The organism is Azospirillum lipoferum 4B (assembly GCF_000283655.1).
Taxonomy (GTDB): domain Bacteria; phylum Pseudomonadota; class Alphaproteobacteria; order Azospirillales; family Azospirillaceae; genus Azospirillum; species Azospirillum lipoferum_C.
Genome location: NC_016623.1, coordinates 419,936 through 437,339 on the forward strand (window position 1 = coordinate 419,936; position 17,404 = coordinate 437,339).

Here is a 17,404-nt window from a genome sequence, read left to right on the forward strand (position 1 = left end):
TTCCACCCTGCTCCGGCTGGCGGACGCCGCCCGATCCGCCCCCTCCCCCACCCGAATGGTGTGGTCTCCGCATGGGGGCAGACAAATCCTGTCGAGCCGTCCTAAAGTCCGCCTTCAGCGCGACAGCATCGATGACGGAATGGGACGGGACCGCGACACCGAGAAATCCAGCAGCGAACGATCCACCAGCGCCTTGACCGGGAAGGGGCTGGACACCCTGCTGGCGGCGGCGGAAACGCTGCCGCATGCGCCGGAGGATGCGTGGCGGCTCGATCTGTTCCGGGTGGCGCTGCGCATCGCCCGGTCCACCGAGTCGGTGACGGATCTGGAACGCGCCAACCTCGCCTTCAAGGCGCTGCCGCACCGGCTGCGCAACCCGCTGGTCGACCGCGCCGCCATGCTCGCCCGGCGCGAGGCGGAGCGCGCGCAGGTGACTGCGGAGCCGGAGGAAGAGCCGAAATCCGGCGGGCTGCTGGGTGGGCTGTTCGGGCGGGCGGCCGGCCGGCCGAGCCGGAAGACCGCCAAGGAACGGCTGATGCGCGAACTGACGACCCGCCGCGACCCGGACGACGACCGGGAGACGTGATTCGCCGAAAGACCCGATTGCCGAAAGACCCAGGCAACGGAAATCCGGGCAGAAGGCGATCCGGACGGCAGATGGCCGTCCGGCCGCTTGTCCGTCCGAAGGACTCCGGTGCCCTCCCCCCTTCGCGTTCCCCGGCCGCGTCGAAGGTCACAGCCGGGACGGTTTACGGCGGGGCCGGAATGTGCAAAGGTCGCTACCTCCAAATCGGGCTTATCCTAAAGTTAGAACTGAACGATGACCGGGGGTTCCGTGCGTCGCCTGAAGCCGTTGCTGACCTGCGCCGCCCTGACCGCCCTGCTGAGCGCCTGCGCCAGCGGGGGCGGATCGCACCGCACCGCCACCCCGGCGGAGATCGACGCCCACATCGCCGAGGCGTCCAAGCGCTTCGACATGCCGGAGCTGTGGATCCGCGAGGTGATCCGCCAGGAAAGCGGCGGGCGCACCACCGTCAACGGCAAGCCGATCGTCAGCAAGGCCGGCGCCATGGGGCTGATGCAGGTGATGCCCGGCACCTATGAGGAGATGCGGCGCAAGCACGATCTGGGCTCCGACCCGTTCGATCCGCATGACAACATCATCGCCGGCACCGCCTATCTGCGCGAGATGTACAACCTGTTCGGCGCGCCGGGCTTCCTCGGCGCCTACAATTGCGGTCCGGGCTGTTACGGCGACTATCTGGCCGGCAAGCGCAGCCTGCCGGGCGAGACGCGGCGCTATATCGCGTCGGTCGGCCCGCGGCTGAACCGCACCCCGGCCCCCAACGGCGCCGACATCGTGCTGGTCAGTGCGCCGTCCTCCGATTTGCCGTCGCACTTTGGACCGTCCTACACCTCGTCGCAGCCAACCCCCTCCTATCAGGCGCCCTCCTATCAGGCGCCCTCCTACGCGCCGCCGGCGAACAGCCGCCCGGCGGCCAGCCGTCCGCCGATCGCCGTGGCGGCGCTGCCCGCCCCGGCAGCGGCTCCGGCGCCCGCGGTGCGGGTGGTGGCGCCCGACACCTCGACGCCCGATGCGCCGGCACCGCGGCCGGTGGCGACGATGGCCGGACCGGCGACCGCCGGCGGCGGGGTGTGGACGGTGCAGCTTGGCGCCTTCCGCTCGCCCGACGACAGCCAGCGCGTGATCGACCGCGCCCGCAGCTCCATGCCGGTGCTGTCGCGCTCGCAACGGATCGTGCAGGCGGTGGACACCCAGACCGGGCCGCTCTACCGCGCCCGCCTGTCCGGTTTGTCGCAACAGGATGCGGCCAGCGCCTGCAGCGGACTGGTCACAATCGGCATGGCCTGCTTCGTGGTTGCGCCGGGGGCGTGAGCGGGATGGCCGGGCAGGTCCCTGCCGCATGGATGACGTCCATCGGTTGGTTTGCCGCCCGGCCGGTGCCGTTGCTATCCTGATCGCCGAATAACGGCGCTTAGGGGCGCTGAGGAGGCAGGCGTGGCGGAGCCGGACGGTCTTCAGCTTGGGACGGGTGTGGGCGCCGCGGTTCTGCGCTTCCTCGACCGCAGCCTCAGCGTCAATGTCGCGACCAGCGACCGGGCGAACCGGCCCCTGGTCGCGCGGGCGGTGGCGGCACGGGCGAGTTGCGGGGGAGAGCGGCTGACCGTTCTGCTCGACGGGCGGGCCAATGCCGAACTGGTGGCCGCCGTCGCCGACACCGGCCGGCTGGCCGTGGTCTTTTCCGAACCCAGCACCCACCGCTCCCTGCAGGTCAAGGGCGACGGCGCCGTCGTGACCGCCCCGACGGCGGAAGAGGCGGCGCTCGCCGGCCCCTACCTGGACGGCTTCATCGCCGAGCTGACCGGCATCGGCTTCACCGAGCCCTTCATCCGGGCGGTGATGACCTGCGATCCGGTCGATCTGGTGGCGCTGCATGTCCGCCCGGCCACGGTGTTCGACCAGACGCCGGGCCCGAAGGCCGGCGAGCCGGTGCCGGCATGAGCGACCGGCAAGACCACCATCCCGTGCTGACGCTGGATGCCATCCGGACCTGTCTGGAGGGGATGATCCCCGCCACCATCGCCACGGTGGCGCCGGACGGCACGCCCAACGTCTCGCAATTGTCGCAGGTCCATTACGTCGACCCCGGCCATATCGCCCTGTCCTATCAGTTCTTCAACAAGACGCGGGCCAACATCCTTGACTGCCGGGACGCCCTTCTGGAGGTCATCGACCCGTCGACCGGGGCGCAGTACCGGCTGCGGTTGGACTATCTGCGGACCGAGACCGACGGGCCGCTGTTCGAGAGCATGAAGGCCAAGCTGTCGGGCATCGCCTCTCATGTCGGGATGGCGGAGGTGTTCCGGCTGCGCGGCGCCGACCTGTTCCGGGTGACGGAGATCGAGGCGGTGCCCGGCGGCCATCCCCTGCCCGGGCGCATGCGCCCGCGCAGCCTGCTGTCGGCCGTCCGGCGCGCCTGCGAAGGCTTGCGCGGCTGCGCCGACCTGTCCGACCTGCTCGACCGCGCCATCGTCGCCCTGCGCGACCTGTTCGGGGTGGAGCATGCGCTGATCCTGCTGCCGGATGCCGCCAGCGGGCGGCTGTTCACCGTCGCCGCCCTCGGCTATGAGGGGAGCGGGCGGGGCAGCGGCATCGGCTGGGAGGTGGCGCCCGGCGACGGGGTGATCGGCGTGGCGGCGCGCGAACGGGTGCCGATCCGCATCACCCACATGACCACCGACGTCGCCTATAGCATGGCGATGCGGCAGGGCACGGCGGCGGGGCGGTTGCGCGAGATCCCCTTCCCCGGCCTGGAACAGCCGCACAGCCAACTGGCGGTGCCGATCCTGGCGCATGAGGCCGGGGACGGCTGCGGCAAGCTGGCCGGGGTGCTTTTCGTGGAGAGCGCGCAGGAGATGCGCTTCACCTACGACGACGAGGATGCGCTGGCGACGCTCGCCGCACAGCTGGGCGCGCTGATGCGCAGCCTGCCCGCGGCCCAAGCGACGGAGGGCGAGGATACGCCGGCCGAGACCGCAGCGGCGCCGGCCGGCGGACAGCCGGTCACCGTGCGCCATTACGCCACCGACGACAGCGTCTTCCTCGACCACGACTATCTGATCAAGGGCGTGGCCGGGGCGATCCTGTGGAAGCTGGTGCGCGACCACACGACGCTGGGGCGCACCGACTTCACCAACCGCGAATTGCGGCTGGCGCCGGACATCCCGCTGCCGGATTTCGCCGAGAATCTGGAAGCGCGGCTGATCCTGCTGCAACGCCGGCTGGACGACCGCCGCGGACCGTTGCGGATCGAGAAGACCGGGCGCGGGCGGTTCCGGCTGCTGGTGGAGACGCCGCTGCGGCTGGAAGAGATGCAGTGAGGGGGCGTGGGATGGCAGCGGTTACGGGACAGGTGACACGCCAGCCAGTTCCCGCGCCGGCGCGGTGGCGAGCGCCGTCTGCAGATAGTCGAGGAAGGCGCGCTCCGCCCGGTTCAGCTTGGCCTGTTCGTTCCAGATCAGGTGGACGTTGACCGGCGCGATTCCCTCATAGGGCGGCAGTTCCCACAGCATGCCGTCATCCACGTCGCGGGCGGCGATGTGTTCCGGCAGGGGTCCGATGCCGAGGCCGCAGAGGATCATGCGGCGCACCTCCTCCAGATTGGCGGAGGACGCGACGACGCGGCCGGCGAAGCCCTCCCGCGCGCGGAACAACGTCAGCGGCGACAGGGCGCCGTCGATCTGGTCGGAAGTGAAGGAGACGAAATTCTCGTGCCGCAGTTCGGCGATGTCGATGTCGCGCTGCCCGAACAGGCGGAACTCGGAACCGCAATAAAGACGGTAGGTCTGGCGCAGGAACACCTGACTGGACAATCCGGGAATCGGTTCGCGCAACAGGCAGATCGCCATGGCGCCGACCCGCTGCTGCAAGGCGATATGAGCGTCGGCCGAGGCCATCACGTCGATGCGGAAGGTCACCTGCGGATACATCCGGTGGAATTCCCGCAGCGAGCGGTCGAGCAGCGGCGTCTGGATGCGGCTGGTCATCAGGATGTGGACATGACCGCTGATCTCGTCCTTGGCGTCGCGCACCAGGGCGCCCAGGCGGGACACGGTGGCGTGGATCGCCACCGCCTCGTCATAGACCTGCTCGCCGGCGGCAGTGACGGCGAAGCGGCCGGGACCGCGGTCGATCAGGGTGCGCCCGAGCTGCTCCTCCAGCCGCTTCAGCGCGAGGCTGACCGCGGGCTGCGTCAAAAACAGGCGGACGGAAGCCTTTGTGATGCTCCCCTCCTGTACGATCACCATGAAGGTGCGCAGCAGGTTCCAGTCCATCTGCTGCCCAAGACGGGCCAGAGCCTGCCGTTCCGCCTCGGTTTCGTTCACTCCCCCGCCCTCTCCATCGGTGCCCGATTCCGGTGCATTCGTTCTGCCGCCCAAATACTACGCACATGATTGCCCACTGAGCAACTGCGGCATAAATCAAACTCATGGGCGAAATGAAAAATGCTTATTTGCCACGTCGCATTCGTCATCGCCTAATCGACACATGGCGGTCCTCAAACATCGCCAAGCCGGACATGCATAACGTCGCATTATAGCGGTCATATCCATTTGGGATAGGCCGCGCAGCAGCCGCTTTGTCTTTTTTCAACCGACCGCGCAATCCAGCCGCATCGGCGAAGAGGATTCGGAATGACACGAGAAACGGCAGACCGTCTCGACCATGCGTTGCCGGACCCCGGCCTGCGCGCCGCCATCCTCGACGCCGCCGATGCGACGCAGGGCGAGTGCGTGGCCCTGCTGTCGGACCTCGTGCGCCAGCCGTCGCTGCTGGGGGAGGAGGCCGGCGCGCAGGCGCTGATGGCCGACCGCTTCGCCGCGCTCGGGCTGGAGGTCGACCGCTTCGACGTGGACGAGGAGGCGATCTCCCGCATGCCGGGCTTCTCGCCGCCGGTTCGTCCCGGCGCTTATGCCGGTCGCGAGAATGTCGTCGGCGTCCATAAGCCGCGCGAGGCGAAGGGGCGCTCGCTGATCCTGAACGGCCACATCGACGTGGTGCCCGCCGGCCCGGCGGAGCTGTGGACCACCCCGCCCTTCGAGCCCCGCATCGCCGATGGGCGGCTCTATGGCCGCGGGGCCGGCGACATGAAGGCGGGCATCGCAGCCTATACCTCTGCCTTCGACGCTTTGCGCAAGCTGGGCTACCGCCCGGCCGCGCCCGTCTATCTGCAGTCGGTGATCGAGGAGGAGTGTACCGGCAACGGCGCGCTCGCCTGCCTGCATCGCGGCTACCGCGCCGACGCCGCGGTGATCCCGGAGCCGTTCAACCATTCCATCTCCGTCGCCCAGGTCGGCGTGATGTGGCTGCGGCTGGTGCTGACCGGCACGCCGGCCCATGTGCTCGACACCTCGGCGGGGGTAAACGCCATCGAGGCGGCCTATGTGCTGGCGGCGCATCTGAAGGCGCTGGAAGTGCGCTGGAACGAGCCGGCCTGCCGCCATCCGGCCTTCTGTGGCCATGCCCACCCCGTCAACGTCAATCTCGGCCGGATCGAGGGCGGCGAGTGGCCGTCGTCAGTCCCGACGCGCTGCGCGCTCGACCTCCGGCTCGGCTTCTTCCCCGGGCAGGAGCCGGAGGCGGTCCGCGCCGAGGTGACCCGGGCGGTGGAGCTGGCGCGCGCCACCGACCCGGCTCTTGCCAAGGTGGGCGTCGAGTTGCAGTGGAACGGATTCCAGGCCGCCGGCTGCGAGATCGACCCGGCCCATCCGCTGGTGACAATGCTGGCTGACAGCCATCGCGCCGTGCGCGGCGGCGACCCGGAGCTGGTGGCGCTGACCTGCACCACCGACGCGCGCTTCTTCCAGCTCTACGGCGACACGCCCGCCACCTGCTACGGCCCGGAGGCGACGCGCATCCACGGCATCGACGAATCGGTGTCGCTGGACAGCCTGCGCGACGTGACCCGCGTGCTGGCGCTGTTCATCGCCGGCTGGTGCGGCCTGGAACCCATCTGACCCCTTCTTTCCCGACGAGACCCGCCCGATGATCGCCGCCTCCCTGAAAGCAAACGCCGCCCACGCCCCGCGCGCCACCCGCGACTGCTCCGACGTGGAGTGGAAGGTGCGCACCGATCTGGCCGCCGCCTACCGGCTGTTCGACCGGCTCGGCATGACCGACCTGATCTACACCCACATGTCGGCGCGGATTCCCGACACTCCCGACCATTTCCTGATCAATCCCTATGGCCTGATGTTCCACGAGGTGACGCCCGACAACCTCGTGAAGGTCGACATCGACGGCAATCTGGTGGACGGGCGCGAGGGTGACGCCATCAACCCCGCCGGCTTCACCATCCACAGCGCCGTCCACCACGCCCGTCCCGACGTCGGCGCCGTCATCCACCTGCACACCGACGCGGGCATGGCGGTGAGCGCCCAGGCCGACGGGCTGCTGCCGATCACCCAGCATTCGCTGCGCTGGTACAACCGCATCGCCTACCACAGCTACGAAGGCATCGCGCTGGACCTGGCGGAGCGGGAGCGGCTGGTCGCCGATCTCGGCAGCCACCACAGCATGATCCTGCGCAACCATGGCCTGCTGACCGCCGGCCAGGACGTCGCCGAGGCGGCGGTGCTGATGTACTACCTGGAGCAGGCCTGCAAGCAGCAGATCATGGCGCTGGCCGGCGGCCGTCCGCTGGTCTACCCCTCGCCGGAGGTGTGCGAGCATACGGCCCAGCAGTACGAGCGCGCCTATCCGCGGGCCGGCGTCCTGGAATGGGACGCGATGCTGCGCTGGCTGGACGGCACGTCTGGACCGGTGGGGCCGCGGTGAGGATAGTCGTCATGCCCCCTCCCCGACCCTCCCCCGCTTCGCGGGAGAGGGTGCCTTACGCGAAGCGGCGGCTGTCCCCTCCACCGCCAAAGGCGGGGGAGGGTTAGGGAGGGGGCAATCGCCAGCCCACAAGCCTCCCAACAAAAAACACCGACACGACAGGGTCGCTGACATCACCGACAACTTCTGGAGACGAGGACACCCGATGACCAGACGCCTTTCCGGTATCCCCGCCAGCTTCCGCCGCAGTTTTCAGGGCGGTTTCACCCGCGGGTTCCACCGCGCCGCCGCAGCAGGCCTGCTCGCCGCCGTGCTCGCCGTTCCCGGCACCACGGCGCTGGTCGCCGCCCCGGCCATGGCCCAGGAGACGCCGGTCCGCGGCGGTGTCCTCAACTCCATCGTGCAGCCGGAGCCCCCGACCCTGATGCTGGGGCTGAACCAGCAGGGGCCGACCCAGACGGTCGCCGGCAAGATCTATCAGGGCCTGTTGACCTACGACCAGAAGCTGAACCCGATGCCGTCGCTGGCCGAGAGCTGGACGGTCTCGCCGGACGGGCTGACCTACACCTTCAAGCTGTTCCAGAACGTCAAGTGGCATGACGGCAAGCCCTTCACCGCGAAGGACGTCGTGTTCTCGACCTCCAAGTTCCTGATGGAGGTCCACCCGCGTGCCCGTGCCGTCTTCAGCCGCTGCGAGTCGATCACCGCGCTGGACGATCACACCGTCGAGTTCAAGCTGAAGGAAGCCTTCCCCGCCTTCATCCAGGCCTTCGAGGTGTCCTCCGCCCCGATGGTGCCGGCCCATCTCTATGAGGGGACGGAGTTCCGCGCCAATCCGGCCAACGCCACGCCGATCGGCACCGGTCCCTTCAAGCTGAAGGAATGGGTCAAGGGCAGCTACATCCAGCTCGTCCGCAACGAAGACTATTACAAGAAGGACCTGCCCTATCTCGACGGCATCACCTTCCGCGTGATCCCGGACGCCGCCAGCCGCTCGCTGGCGCTGGAGAGCGGACAGGTGCAGCAGACACAGTACAGCGATCTGGAGCCCTTCGAGGTTCCGCGCATGAAGGCGCTGCCCAACCTGACCATGACCACCGCCGGCTACGAGTTCGTGGCGCCGCTGTCCTGGCTGGAGATCAACCACCGCGTCAAGCCGCTGGACGATAAGCGCTTCCGTAAGGCCATCGCCTACGCCATCGACCGCAAGTTCATCCGCGACAAGATCTGGTTCGGGCTGGGACGCGTGCCGACCGGTCCGATCAACTCGGTGGTCAAGTTCTACGACCCGAAGGTCACCACCTACGAGCCCGATCTCGCCAAGGCCAAGGCGCTGCTGGACGAGATGGGCCTGAAGCCCGACGGCAAGGGCGTGCGCGCCACCGTCAAGATCATGCCGATGCCCTATGGCGAGACCTGGACCCGCCTGGGCGAGTATCTGAAGCAGTCGCTGTCCAAGGTCGGCATCGCCGTCGTCCTGGAAAGCACCGACGCCGCCGGCTGGAGCCAGCGCGTCGCCAACTGGGATTACGAGATCACCACCAACTTCGTCTACCAGTACGGCGATCCGGCGCTGGGCGTCGCCCGCACCTACATCTCGTCCAACATCCGCAAGGGCGTGATGTTCTCCAACACGATGGGCTATTCCAACCCGAAGGTGGACGAGCTGTTCGCCAAGGCGTCGCAGGAGAACGACCCGGCCAAGCGCCAGGAGCAGTACAGCGAGGTCCAGCGCATCCTGTCCGACGAGCTGCCGGTCGTCTGGCTGCTGGAGATGGAGTTCCCGACCTTCCTCGACAAGCGGGTCAGGAACGCCAACAAGACTGCCATCGGGGTGAACGAGACGTACGAAGACGTCTGGCTGGCGAAGTAGTCGTCCGATCTCCCCCACTATCCCCTCTCCTCCCCGGGGAGAGGGGGAGAGGCGAGAGCGCGGCAATTGAAATAGGACCACGCCCATGCTGGGATTCGCCCAAATCTTCGCGAGCCGCCTGGTCAAGGCCGCTGCGATCCTGATCGCCATCGTGGTGATGAACTTCTTCCTCGTCCATGCCGCCCCCGGCGACCCGGCCATGGTGATGGCGGGCGAAGCCGGGGCCGCCGACGAGAAGTTCGTCGCGCAGCTGCGCGAACAGTTCGGGCTCGACCGCCCGATCCTCGAACAGCTCGGCACCTATGTCGGCAAGGTCGTGCAGGGCGATCTCGGCTTCTCCTACCGGCAGCAGCGGCCCGTCTGGGACATCCTGGCGGAACGGCTGCCGGCCACCCTGGTGCTGACACTGACCGCCTTCCTGCTGGCGCTGGCCCTGGGCGTGGCGCTCGGCACGCTGGCCGCCGTGACGGTCGGCACCTGGGCCGACAGCGCCATCACCGTCGTGGCGCTGCTGGCCTACGCCACCCCGATCTACTGGATCGGGCTGATGCTGAGCCTGCTGTTCTCGATCCAGCTGGGATGGCTGCCGGCCTTCGGCTACGAGACGGTCGGGGCCGGCTATACCGGGCTTGCCCATGTCGCCGACGTGGCCAAGCACCTGATCCTGCCGGTCATCACGCTGGCGCTGTTCTATATGGCGAGCTACGCGCGGCTCACCCGCGCCTCGATGCTGGAGGTGCGCGGCCTCGATTTCATCAAGACGGCCAAGGCCAAGGGGCTGTCGCAGGGGCGGATCGTCACCCGCCATGTGCTGCGCAACGCCATCCTGCCGGTCATCACCGTGGCGGGCATCCAGGCCGGGCAGCTGGTCGGCGGCTCCATCCTGATCGAAACCGTGTTCGCCTGGCCCGGCATCGGCCGGCTGGCCTTCGAGGCGGTGCTGCAGCGCGACTATCAGGTGCTGCTGGGCATCTTCCTGGTCACGTCGATCATGGTGATCCTTTTCAACATCCTGACCGACATCCTCTACGGCCTCGTCGATCCGCGCATCCAGGTGTCCCAATGATGAAGTCCGAATTCTGGCGGGCCTTCGCCCGCAACAAGGGCGCGGTCCTGGGCCTCGTCATCCTGGCGGCCATCGTCGTGCTGGCGGTCTTCGCCTCCATCCTGTTCCCCAACGATCCCTGGGACATGGCGACCGCCCCGTTCCAGCCGCCGCTGTCCGAGGACGCGCTGCTGGGCTCCGACATGCTGGGACGCGACATCGCCGCCGGCATCGCCCACGGGGCGCGGGTGTCGCTGCTGATCGGCCTGACCTCCACCGCCGCGGCGCTGGCCATCGGCGTCACGCTGGGGGCGCTGGCCGGCTTCCATGGCGGACGGGTGGACGACGCCATCATGCGCTTCACCGAGCTGTTCCAGACCATCCCCAACTTCGTGCTGGCCGTGGTCCTGGTCGCCATCTTTACCCCCAGCCTGACCACCATCGTCGCCGCCATCGCCATCGTCAGCTGGCCGCCGCTCGCACGCCTCGCCCGCGCCGAGTTCCTCAGCCTGCGCACCCGCGAGTTCGTGCAGGCCGCCATCACCACCGGACAGAGCAACACCACCATCATCCTGCGCCAGATCCTGCCCAACAGCCTGTCGCCGATCATCGTCTCGGCCTCACTCATGGTGGCGACCGCCATCCTGCTGGAAAGCTCGCTGAGCTTCCTTGGTCTGGGCGATCCGAACGCCATGAGCTGGGGCTACATGATCGGCGCCGCCCGCACGGTGATCCGGCAGGCCTGGTGGATGAGCGTCTTCCCCGGCCTCGCCATCGTGCTGACCGTGCTGGCGTTGAACCTCGTCGGCGAGGGGCTGAACGATGCGCTGAACCCGAAGCTCGCCCGGTCGCGCGGGTGATCCGATGAGCCTGTCCGAACTGACCCGCATCCCGACGGAGACCGCCGCCATGACGACCACGCCTCTTCTCGATGTGCGCGGCCTCAGCATCGCGCTGCCGCCGGGCGCCGACCGCCCGCTGGCGGTGGACAACCTGACCTTCACCTTGAACCCCGACGAGATCCTCTGCGTGGTCGGCGAGTCCGGCTCCGGCAAGTCGATGACCGCGCACGCCATGATGGGCCTGCTGCCCACCCCGCATGTGCGGGTCGCCGGCGGCAGCCTGCTGTTCAAGGGCAAGGACGTGCTGACCATGCCGGAGGCCGAGCAGCGGAGCTTGCGCGGCGGCCGCATCGCCATGGTGTTCCAGGAGCCGATGACGGCGCTGAACCCGCTGATGCGGGTCGGCCGCCAGATCGGCGAGAGCTTGCGCGAGCACACCGACCTGCCCTCCCCCGCCCGCCGCGCCCGCGTGGTTGAGCTGCTGGCCCAGGTCGGCCTGCCCAACCCCGCCGAACTGGCCGAGGCCTATCCCTTCCGCCTGTCGGGCGGCCAGCGCCAGCGCGTGATGATCGCCATGGCGCTGGCCTGCCAGCCCGACATCCTGATCGCCGACGAGCCGACCACCGCGCTGGACGTCACCACCCAGAAGCAGATCCTCGACCTGATCCGCTCGATCCAGGCCAAACGCCACATGGGCATGATGTTCATCACCCACGACTTCGGCGTGGTGGCGGAGATCGCCCATCGGGTGGCGGTGATGCGCCACGGCAAGCTGGTGGAATACGGCCCGGCGTCCGACGTGCTGAACCGGCCGCAGCATCCCTACACCCGGCAGCTGATCGCCTCGGTTCCGCACTACATCGAGCACCGCGACGACCATGCCAAGGTCGGCGCGCCGCTGCTGGTCGCCGACAAGGTTCGCAAGGTGTTCAACGTCGGCGGCGGGCTGTTCAAGAAATCCAAGCAGGTGGTGGCCGGCGACGACCTGTCGCTGACCATCCATCCCGGCGAGACCGTGGGGCTGGTCGGAGAATCGGGATCGGGCAAATCGACGCTCGGCCGCTCCATCGTCGGCCTCATCAAGCCGGATTCGGGCCGCATCCTGTTCGAGGGCACCGACCTGCTGGCGCTCGACCGCAAGGGCTTCCAGCCTTACCGCCGGGCGGTGCAGATGGTGTTCCAGGACCCCTACGCCTCGCTGAACCCGCGCCACCGCGTCGGCGACATCGTGGCCCAGGGGCCGGTCGCCTTCGGCGAGGACCGCAACAAGGCGCTGACCCGCGCGCGGGAGTTGCTGGCGATGGTGGGGCTGGATGGGTCGGCCGCCGACCGCTACCCGCACGAGTTCTCCGGCGGCCAGCGCCAGCGAATCGGCATCGCCCGCGCGCTCGCCATGGAGCCGAAGCTGCTGGTGGCGGACGAGCCGGTGTCGGCGCTCGACGTATCGGTGCAGGGGCAGGTGCTGGAACTGCTGGACGACATCCGCAAGCGGCTGAACCTCGCCATGCTGTTCATCACCCACGATCTGCGGGTGGCGGCGCAGGTCTGCGACACCATCGCGGTGATGCGCCGCGGACGGATCGTCGAGCTGGGCACGGCGCGGCAGGTGTTCACTCATCCGCGCGACGCCTACACCCGCAGCCTGCTCGACGCCATCCCCGGCAAGGGCTGGCACATCCCGGACGACCTTCAGCAAGTCCCGGCGGGAGCGCACTGAATGAAGGTCGCCATCATCGGGGCCGGGGCGGTCGGCGGGCTGCTGACAGCGCGGCTGGGCGCCACGGAGGCGGAGGTGACGCTGGTCGCCCGGCCGAACGCCGCAACCGCCATCCGCCGCAACGGCCTGACCATGGTGACGCCGTTGAACCGCGTCGCCCGGCTCACCCCCCGCGTCACCGACGACAGCCTGTCGCTGGGGCCGCAGGATTTGGTGTTCCTCTGCGTCAAGGCCCATGCACTGCGCGGCACCATCGACACGCTGACCCCGCTGCTGGGGCCGGAGACCGCAATCGTGCCGATGATCAACGGCATTCCCTGGTGGTATCCGCACCGCCAGCCGGAGCCGTTGGCTGACCGGCCGCTCGCCAGCGTCGATCCCGACGGGCTGCTTTGGCGCTCCATCGATCCCGACCGGGTGGTCGGCGCGACGACCTTCGTCGCGGTTGAGGGCGACGGCCCCTGCCGCCTGCGCCATGTCAGCGACCAGCGCTTCGTTTTCGGTGATGCCGGGGGCGACGCTGCCGGCCGCGACAACCCGGCGGTGGACCGCATCGTCACCCTGTTCGGGCAGGCCGGGTTCCAGCCGGCGAAGACCACCGATATCCGGCAGGCGATCTGGGTGAAGCTGTGGGGCAACCTCGCCTTCAACCCGTTGAGCGTGCTGACCGGATCGACGCTGGGCCGGCTGTGCAACGATCCCGGCACGCGGGAGACCGGCCGCGCCATGATGCTGGAGGCCAAGGCGGTGGCGGAGCGGCTGGGCGTGGTCTTCACCACCAGCGTGGACGAACGCATCGCCATGGCCGCCGGCGTCGGCGACTTCAAGACGTCGATGCTGCAGGACTATGAGGCCGGCCGCCGGCTGGAGCTGGAGGCGATCCTGGGATCGGTGATCGAACTGGCGGAGCGCTGCGGCATGGAGGTGCCGATGCTGCGCGCGGTGTCGGCGATGGTCGACCTCAGGGCGCGGGAGCGGCGGGAGGTGGTGGCTTAGATACCGCAACCAAGGCCCACTCAACCATTGCCCCCTCAACCATTGCCCCCTCCCCATCCCTCCCCCGCTTCGCGGGAGAGGGGGCAGGACGCTTGTCGATGTGAGCTATTCGCGAAGCGGCGGAGTTCCCTCTCCCGCAAGAGCGGGGGAGGGTTAGGGAGGGGGCAACCGCAACTCCCACCCCCAAGAATCCAACAAACCCCACCCGGAGCCACCATGCCCCTCCCCTCCAACCTGCCCATCGACGCCGACCGTCTGTGGGACAGCCTTGCCGAGATGGCGAAGATCGGCGCCACCGCGAAAGGCGGCAGCTGCCGCCTTGCACTGTCGGACGAGGACAAGGCCGGCCGCGACCTGTTCGTCTCCTGGTGCGAGGCCGCCGGCTGTACCGTGACCGTCGACCGCATCGGCAACATCTTCGCCCGCCGCAGGGGCCGCGACGACAGCCTGGCCCCGGTGGTGATGGGCAGCCATCTCGACACCCAGCCGACCGGCGGACGGTTCGACGGCGTGTTCGGCGTGCTGGCGGCGCTGGAGGTGGTGCGCTCGCTGAACGACCGTGGGGTGGAAACCCTGCACCCGGTCGAGGTCGCGGTTTGGACCAACGAGGAGGGATCGCGCTTCTCGCCGCCGATGATGGGATCGGGCGTGGTCACCGGAATCTTCACGCTGGAGGAGATCCTCGACAAGGTGGCGCAGGACGGAGCCCGGCTCGGCGACGAACTGGTCCGCACCGGCTATGCCGGCGAGGCTTCCGTCGATCACCCCATGCACGCCTATCTGGAGGCCCACATCGAACAGGGTCCGGTGCTGGAGGTCGAGGGCAAGGAGATCGGCGTCGTCACCGGCGCGCAGGGCCAGCGCTGGTACGAGGTGACGGTGACGGGGGTGGAGGCGCATGCCGGCCCGACGCCGATGCGCCTGCGCCGCGACGCGCTGGTCGCCGCCTCGGCCATGGTGCAGGCGGTGCAGCGGGTCGGGCTGGAGACGGCGGGCGACCCGTGCGCCACCGTCGGCATCCTCGACGTCCACCCGCATTCGCGCAACGTCATCCCCGGCCGGGTCTTCTTCACCGTCGACCTGCGCCACCCGAACGCCGACACTCTGGCCGACATGGACCGCCGCTTCCGTGCCGCCGTCGCCGAAATCGCCGAGCAGCAGGGGGTGAGCGCCGAGATCGCCGATTTCTGGCACTTCCCGCCGACGCCCTTCGCCGAGCCGCTGGTCGACCGGGTGCGCGAAGCGGCGAGCGGCTTCGGCTTCAGCCACCGCGACATCGTGTCGGGCGCCGGCCATGACGCGGTGTATGTGGCGGGCAAGGTGCCGACGGCGATGATCTTCATCCCCTGCGAGGACGGCATCAGCCACAACGAGGTCGAGAACATCTCCCCCGCCGACGGCGCCCGCGGTGCCGCCGTGCTGTTCGAAACGCTGGTCGCCACGGCCGGCCGGCCGTAACGGCGCAAGTTGCAATTGCCCCCTCCCTAACCCTCCCCCTCTTCGAGGGAGAGGGGACTGGCGCTTCCTGTCCCTCCACCGCCGAAGGCGGGGGAGGGAGGGACCCGCGAAGCGGGAGGGAGGGGGCACCACCTCAGCACGCCCCGGAGTCCCCCATGAAGTTCGTCCATCACCCCGACGCCGCCCTGCACCGCCCCGCCACCTACTTCAACAAGGGCCTGCTGCGCGCCCTGCCGGAGAAGCCGGAGCGGGTCGGTGCGCTGGCCTCGCTGATCGAGAAGCGCGGCGAGACGCTGATCCGTCCCGACGATTACGGCTCCGCCCCGCGCGCCGCAGTCCACACCCCCGCCTATCTAGCCTTCCTGGAGACCGCCCATGCGCGCTGGGTGGCGAAGGGCGACATGGGCGACGTGGTGCTGCCCAACGTCCACCGGATGCAGGCCGCCCCCAGCTATCCCACCTGCATCGTCGGGCAGGCCGGCTGGCACATGTTCGACACCGCCTGCCCCATCGGCGCGGAGACCTGGACCGCCACCTGCGCCGCGACCAACGCCGCCATCCATGCGGCGCGGCTGGTCGCCACCGGGGCGGACCGTGCGGCCTATGCGCTGTGCCGGCCGCCGGGGCATCATGCCACCCGCGATATGGCCGGCGGCTTCTGCTACCTCAACCATGTCGCGGTCGCGGCGGAGTCGGTGCTGCCGATCCTGCGAGCCCAGGGCCGGGCGGCGCGGGTGGCGATCATCGATGTGGACGTCCATCACGGCAACGGCACCCAGGATATCTTCTACGAGCGCGACGACGTGTTCTTCGTCTCGGTCCATGCCGATCCGGCGGAGTTCTATCCGCACATGGCCGGCTTCGCGCAGGAGCGCGGGACCGGCCGCGGCGAGGGATACAATCTGAACCTGCCGCTGCCCATCGGCAGCGACGAGGCGACCGTGCTGGCGACCATCGGCAAGGGGCTGGAGGAGGTCCGCCGCTTCGGGCCGGACATGCTGTTCGTCTCGCTGGGCTTCGACACCTTCATCGACGATCCGCTGGCCGCCTTCGGCGTCACCACGCCGGGCTTCGCCCGCATGGGCGCGCTGATCGCCGCCGCTGACATGCCCACCGTTCTGGTGCAGGAGGGCGGATACGCCATCGACGCGCTGTCGGCCAACCTTTCGAGCTTCCTGGACGGGTTTGAAGGCAAGAGAGCGGCATGACCGCCATCGCCGCCAGCGGGGCCGGCCGCGATCTGGTCAAGTATCTGCTGATCGTCGCCATCAGCCTGTTCTGGGGCATGAACTGGCCGGCGGTGAAGACGATCCTGACGCAGATGCCGATCTTCAGCCTGCGCGCCATCGGCTTCACCGCCGGGGCGGTTCTGCTGCTGGGGGCGGCGCGGCTGGCCGGGCACCGGCTGCGGGTGGAGCGGGCGGAATGGCCGGCGCTGGCGGCGGCGGGGCTGTGCAATGTGCTGGTCTTCAACCTCTGCACGGCGCTGGGGCAGAGCCTGATGGCGACCTCGCAGGCGGCGATCATCGCCTTCACCATGCCGGTGTGGGCGACGCTGCTGGCGATCCCGCTGCTGGGCGAGCGGCCGGGAGCCCGCCAGATCGTCGGGCTGGCCTGCGGGTTGGCCGGGCTGATGGTCCTGCTGGGGCCGGAGGCGCTGACGGCGCCGCCGTCGCAGCTGGCCGGGCCGGCGGTGATGCTGGTGTCGGCGCTGGCCTGGGCGCTGGGCACCATCGTGATGAAGCGGCGGGTCTGGCGCAGCAACCCGATGGTCATCACCGGCTGGCAGTATGTGCTGTGCGCCCCGCCGATGATCCTGCTGGCGGCGACGGAGACGAGGCCGGCCCTGGCCGAGATCCACCCAGAGGTGTGGGTCGGTTTCGCCTGGCACATCGTCTGTTCGATCTGCGCGGCGCAGGCGCTGTGGTACGTCACCGTGCGCCGGCTGACGGTGGGAGAGGCGGCGGTCAGCACCCTGCTGATCCCGGTGGTCGGGGTCGGCGGGGCGGTGCTGCTGCTGGGCGAGCCGATGACGCTGCGGCTGGCGGCGGCGCTGGTGCTGATCCTCGCCGCCGTCGCCTGCGTGCTGGCGGTCAGGCCCGCCCGGCGCTGA

Annotated in this window: 15 protein-coding genes; 14 read left to right on the forward strand and 1 reads right to left on the reverse strand. The window is 69.2% G+C overall.

Translation table 11 applies throughout. The annotated features are described in order from the left end of the window. Nucleotides 1-139 precede the first annotated feature (139 nt). The 4 genes from AZOLI_RS23310 (at nt 140) to AZOLI_RS23325 (ending at nt 3,903) form a co-directional block, all read left to right on the forward strand. Nucleotides 140-586, forward strand: coding sequence for a hypothetical protein (locus tag AZOLI_RS23310; protein WP_014249655.1), 447 nt, complete (start codon nt 140-142; stop codon nt 584-586). Nucleotides 587-820: 234 nt separating this feature from the next. After that, the gene (locus AZOLI_RS23315) at nt 821-1,897 is read left to right on the forward strand and encodes a transglycosylase SLT domain-containing protein (protein WP_014249656.1); all 1,077 of its coding nucleotides are present in this window, start codon (nt 821-823) and stop codon (nt 1,895-1,897) included. 123 nt (nt 1,898-2,020) lie between these two features. After that, nucleotides 2,021-2,524: a hypothetical protein gene (locus AZOLI_RS23320; protein ID WP_014249657.1), complete on the forward strand. Its 504-nt coding sequence runs from the start codon at nt 2,021-2,023 to the stop codon at nt 2,522-2,524. Beyond that, nucleotides 2,521-3,903: a GAF domain-containing protein gene (locus AZOLI_RS23325; protein WP_014249658.1), complete on the forward strand. Its 1,383-nt coding sequence runs from the start codon at nt 2,521-2,523 to the stop codon at nt 3,901-3,903. Before AZOLI_RS23320 ends, AZOLI_RS23325 begins: the two co-directional genes overlap by 4 nt. A gap of 21 nt (nt 3,904-3,924) precedes the next feature. Here AZOLI_RS23325 and AZOLI_RS23330 read toward each other — a convergent pair whose 3' ends face one another. Continuing rightward, nucleotides 3,925-4,908, reverse strand: a complete 984-nt coding sequence (locus AZOLI_RS23330; RefSeq protein WP_014249659.1) for a LysR family transcriptional regulator — start codon at nt 4,906-4,908, stop codon at nt 3,925-3,927. Nucleotides 4,909-5,217: 309 nt separating this feature from the next. On the opposite strand from AZOLI_RS23330, the gene AZOLI_RS23335 reads away from it, so the two are divergent. The 10 genes from AZOLI_RS23335 to AZOLI_RS23380 all read left to right on the forward strand — a co-directional run bounded on the left by AZOLI_RS23335 (nt 5,218) and on the right by AZOLI_RS23380 (nt 17,404). Then, nucleotides 5,218-6,540, forward strand: a complete 1,323-nt coding sequence (locus AZOLI_RS23335) for a M20 family metallopeptidase (protein ID WP_014249660.1) — start codon at nt 5,218-5,220, stop codon at nt 6,538-6,540. A gap of 28 nt (nt 6,541-6,568) precedes the next feature. After that, entirely contained in the window at nt 6,569-7,360 is a 792-nt protein-coding gene (locus tag AZOLI_RS23340) for a class II aldolase/adducin family protein (RefSeq protein ID WP_014249661.1), read from the forward strand. A gap of 205 nt (nt 7,361-7,565) precedes the next feature. After that, nucleotides 7,566-9,233, forward strand: coding sequence for an ABC transporter substrate-binding protein (locus tag AZOLI_RS23345; RefSeq protein WP_014249662.1), 1,668 nt, complete (start codon nt 7,566-7,568; stop codon nt 9,231-9,233). A gap of 85 nt (nt 9,234-9,318) precedes the next feature. After that, a complete protein-coding gene (locus tag AZOLI_RS23350; protein WP_014249663.1) occupies nt 9,319-10,299 on the forward strand; it encodes an ABC transporter permease in 981 nt (326 codons plus the stop codon). Beyond that, a complete protein-coding gene (locus tag AZOLI_RS23355; RefSeq protein ID WP_014249664.1) occupies nt 10,296-11,138 on the forward strand; it encodes an ABC transporter permease in 843 nt (280 codons plus the stop codon). Before AZOLI_RS23350 ends, AZOLI_RS23355 begins: the two co-directional genes overlap by 4 nt. A gap of 4 nt (nt 11,139-11,142) precedes the next feature. Beyond that, a complete protein-coding gene (locus AZOLI_RS23360; RefSeq protein ID WP_014249665.1) occupies nt 11,143-12,837 on the forward strand; it encodes an ABC transporter ATP-binding protein in 1,695 nt (564 codons plus the stop codon). Then, nucleotides 12,838-13,833, forward strand: a complete 996-nt coding sequence (locus AZOLI_RS23365) for a ketopantoate reductase family protein (RefSeq protein WP_014249666.1) — start codon at nt 12,838-12,840, stop codon at nt 13,831-13,833. Between the two features lie 216 nt (nt 13,834-14,049). Continuing rightward, a complete protein-coding gene (locus AZOLI_RS23370; RefSeq protein WP_014249667.1) occupies nt 14,050-15,291 on the forward strand; it encodes a Zn-dependent hydrolase in 1,242 nt (413 codons plus the stop codon). A 155-nt stretch (nt 15,292-15,446) separates the two neighbouring features. After that, the gene (locus AZOLI_RS23375) at nt 15,447-16,499 is read left to right on the forward strand and encodes a histone deacetylase family protein (RefSeq protein WP_014249668.1); all 1,053 of its coding nucleotides are present in this window, start codon (nt 15,447-15,449) and stop codon (nt 16,497-16,499) included. Then, on the forward strand, nt 16,496-17,404 hold the full coding sequence (locus AZOLI_RS23380) for a DMT family transporter (protein ID WP_014249669.1): 909 nt from the start codon (nt 16,496-16,498) through the stop codon (nt 17,402-17,404). The genes AZOLI_RS23375 and AZOLI_RS23380 overlap by 4 nt, the downstream gene beginning before the upstream one ends.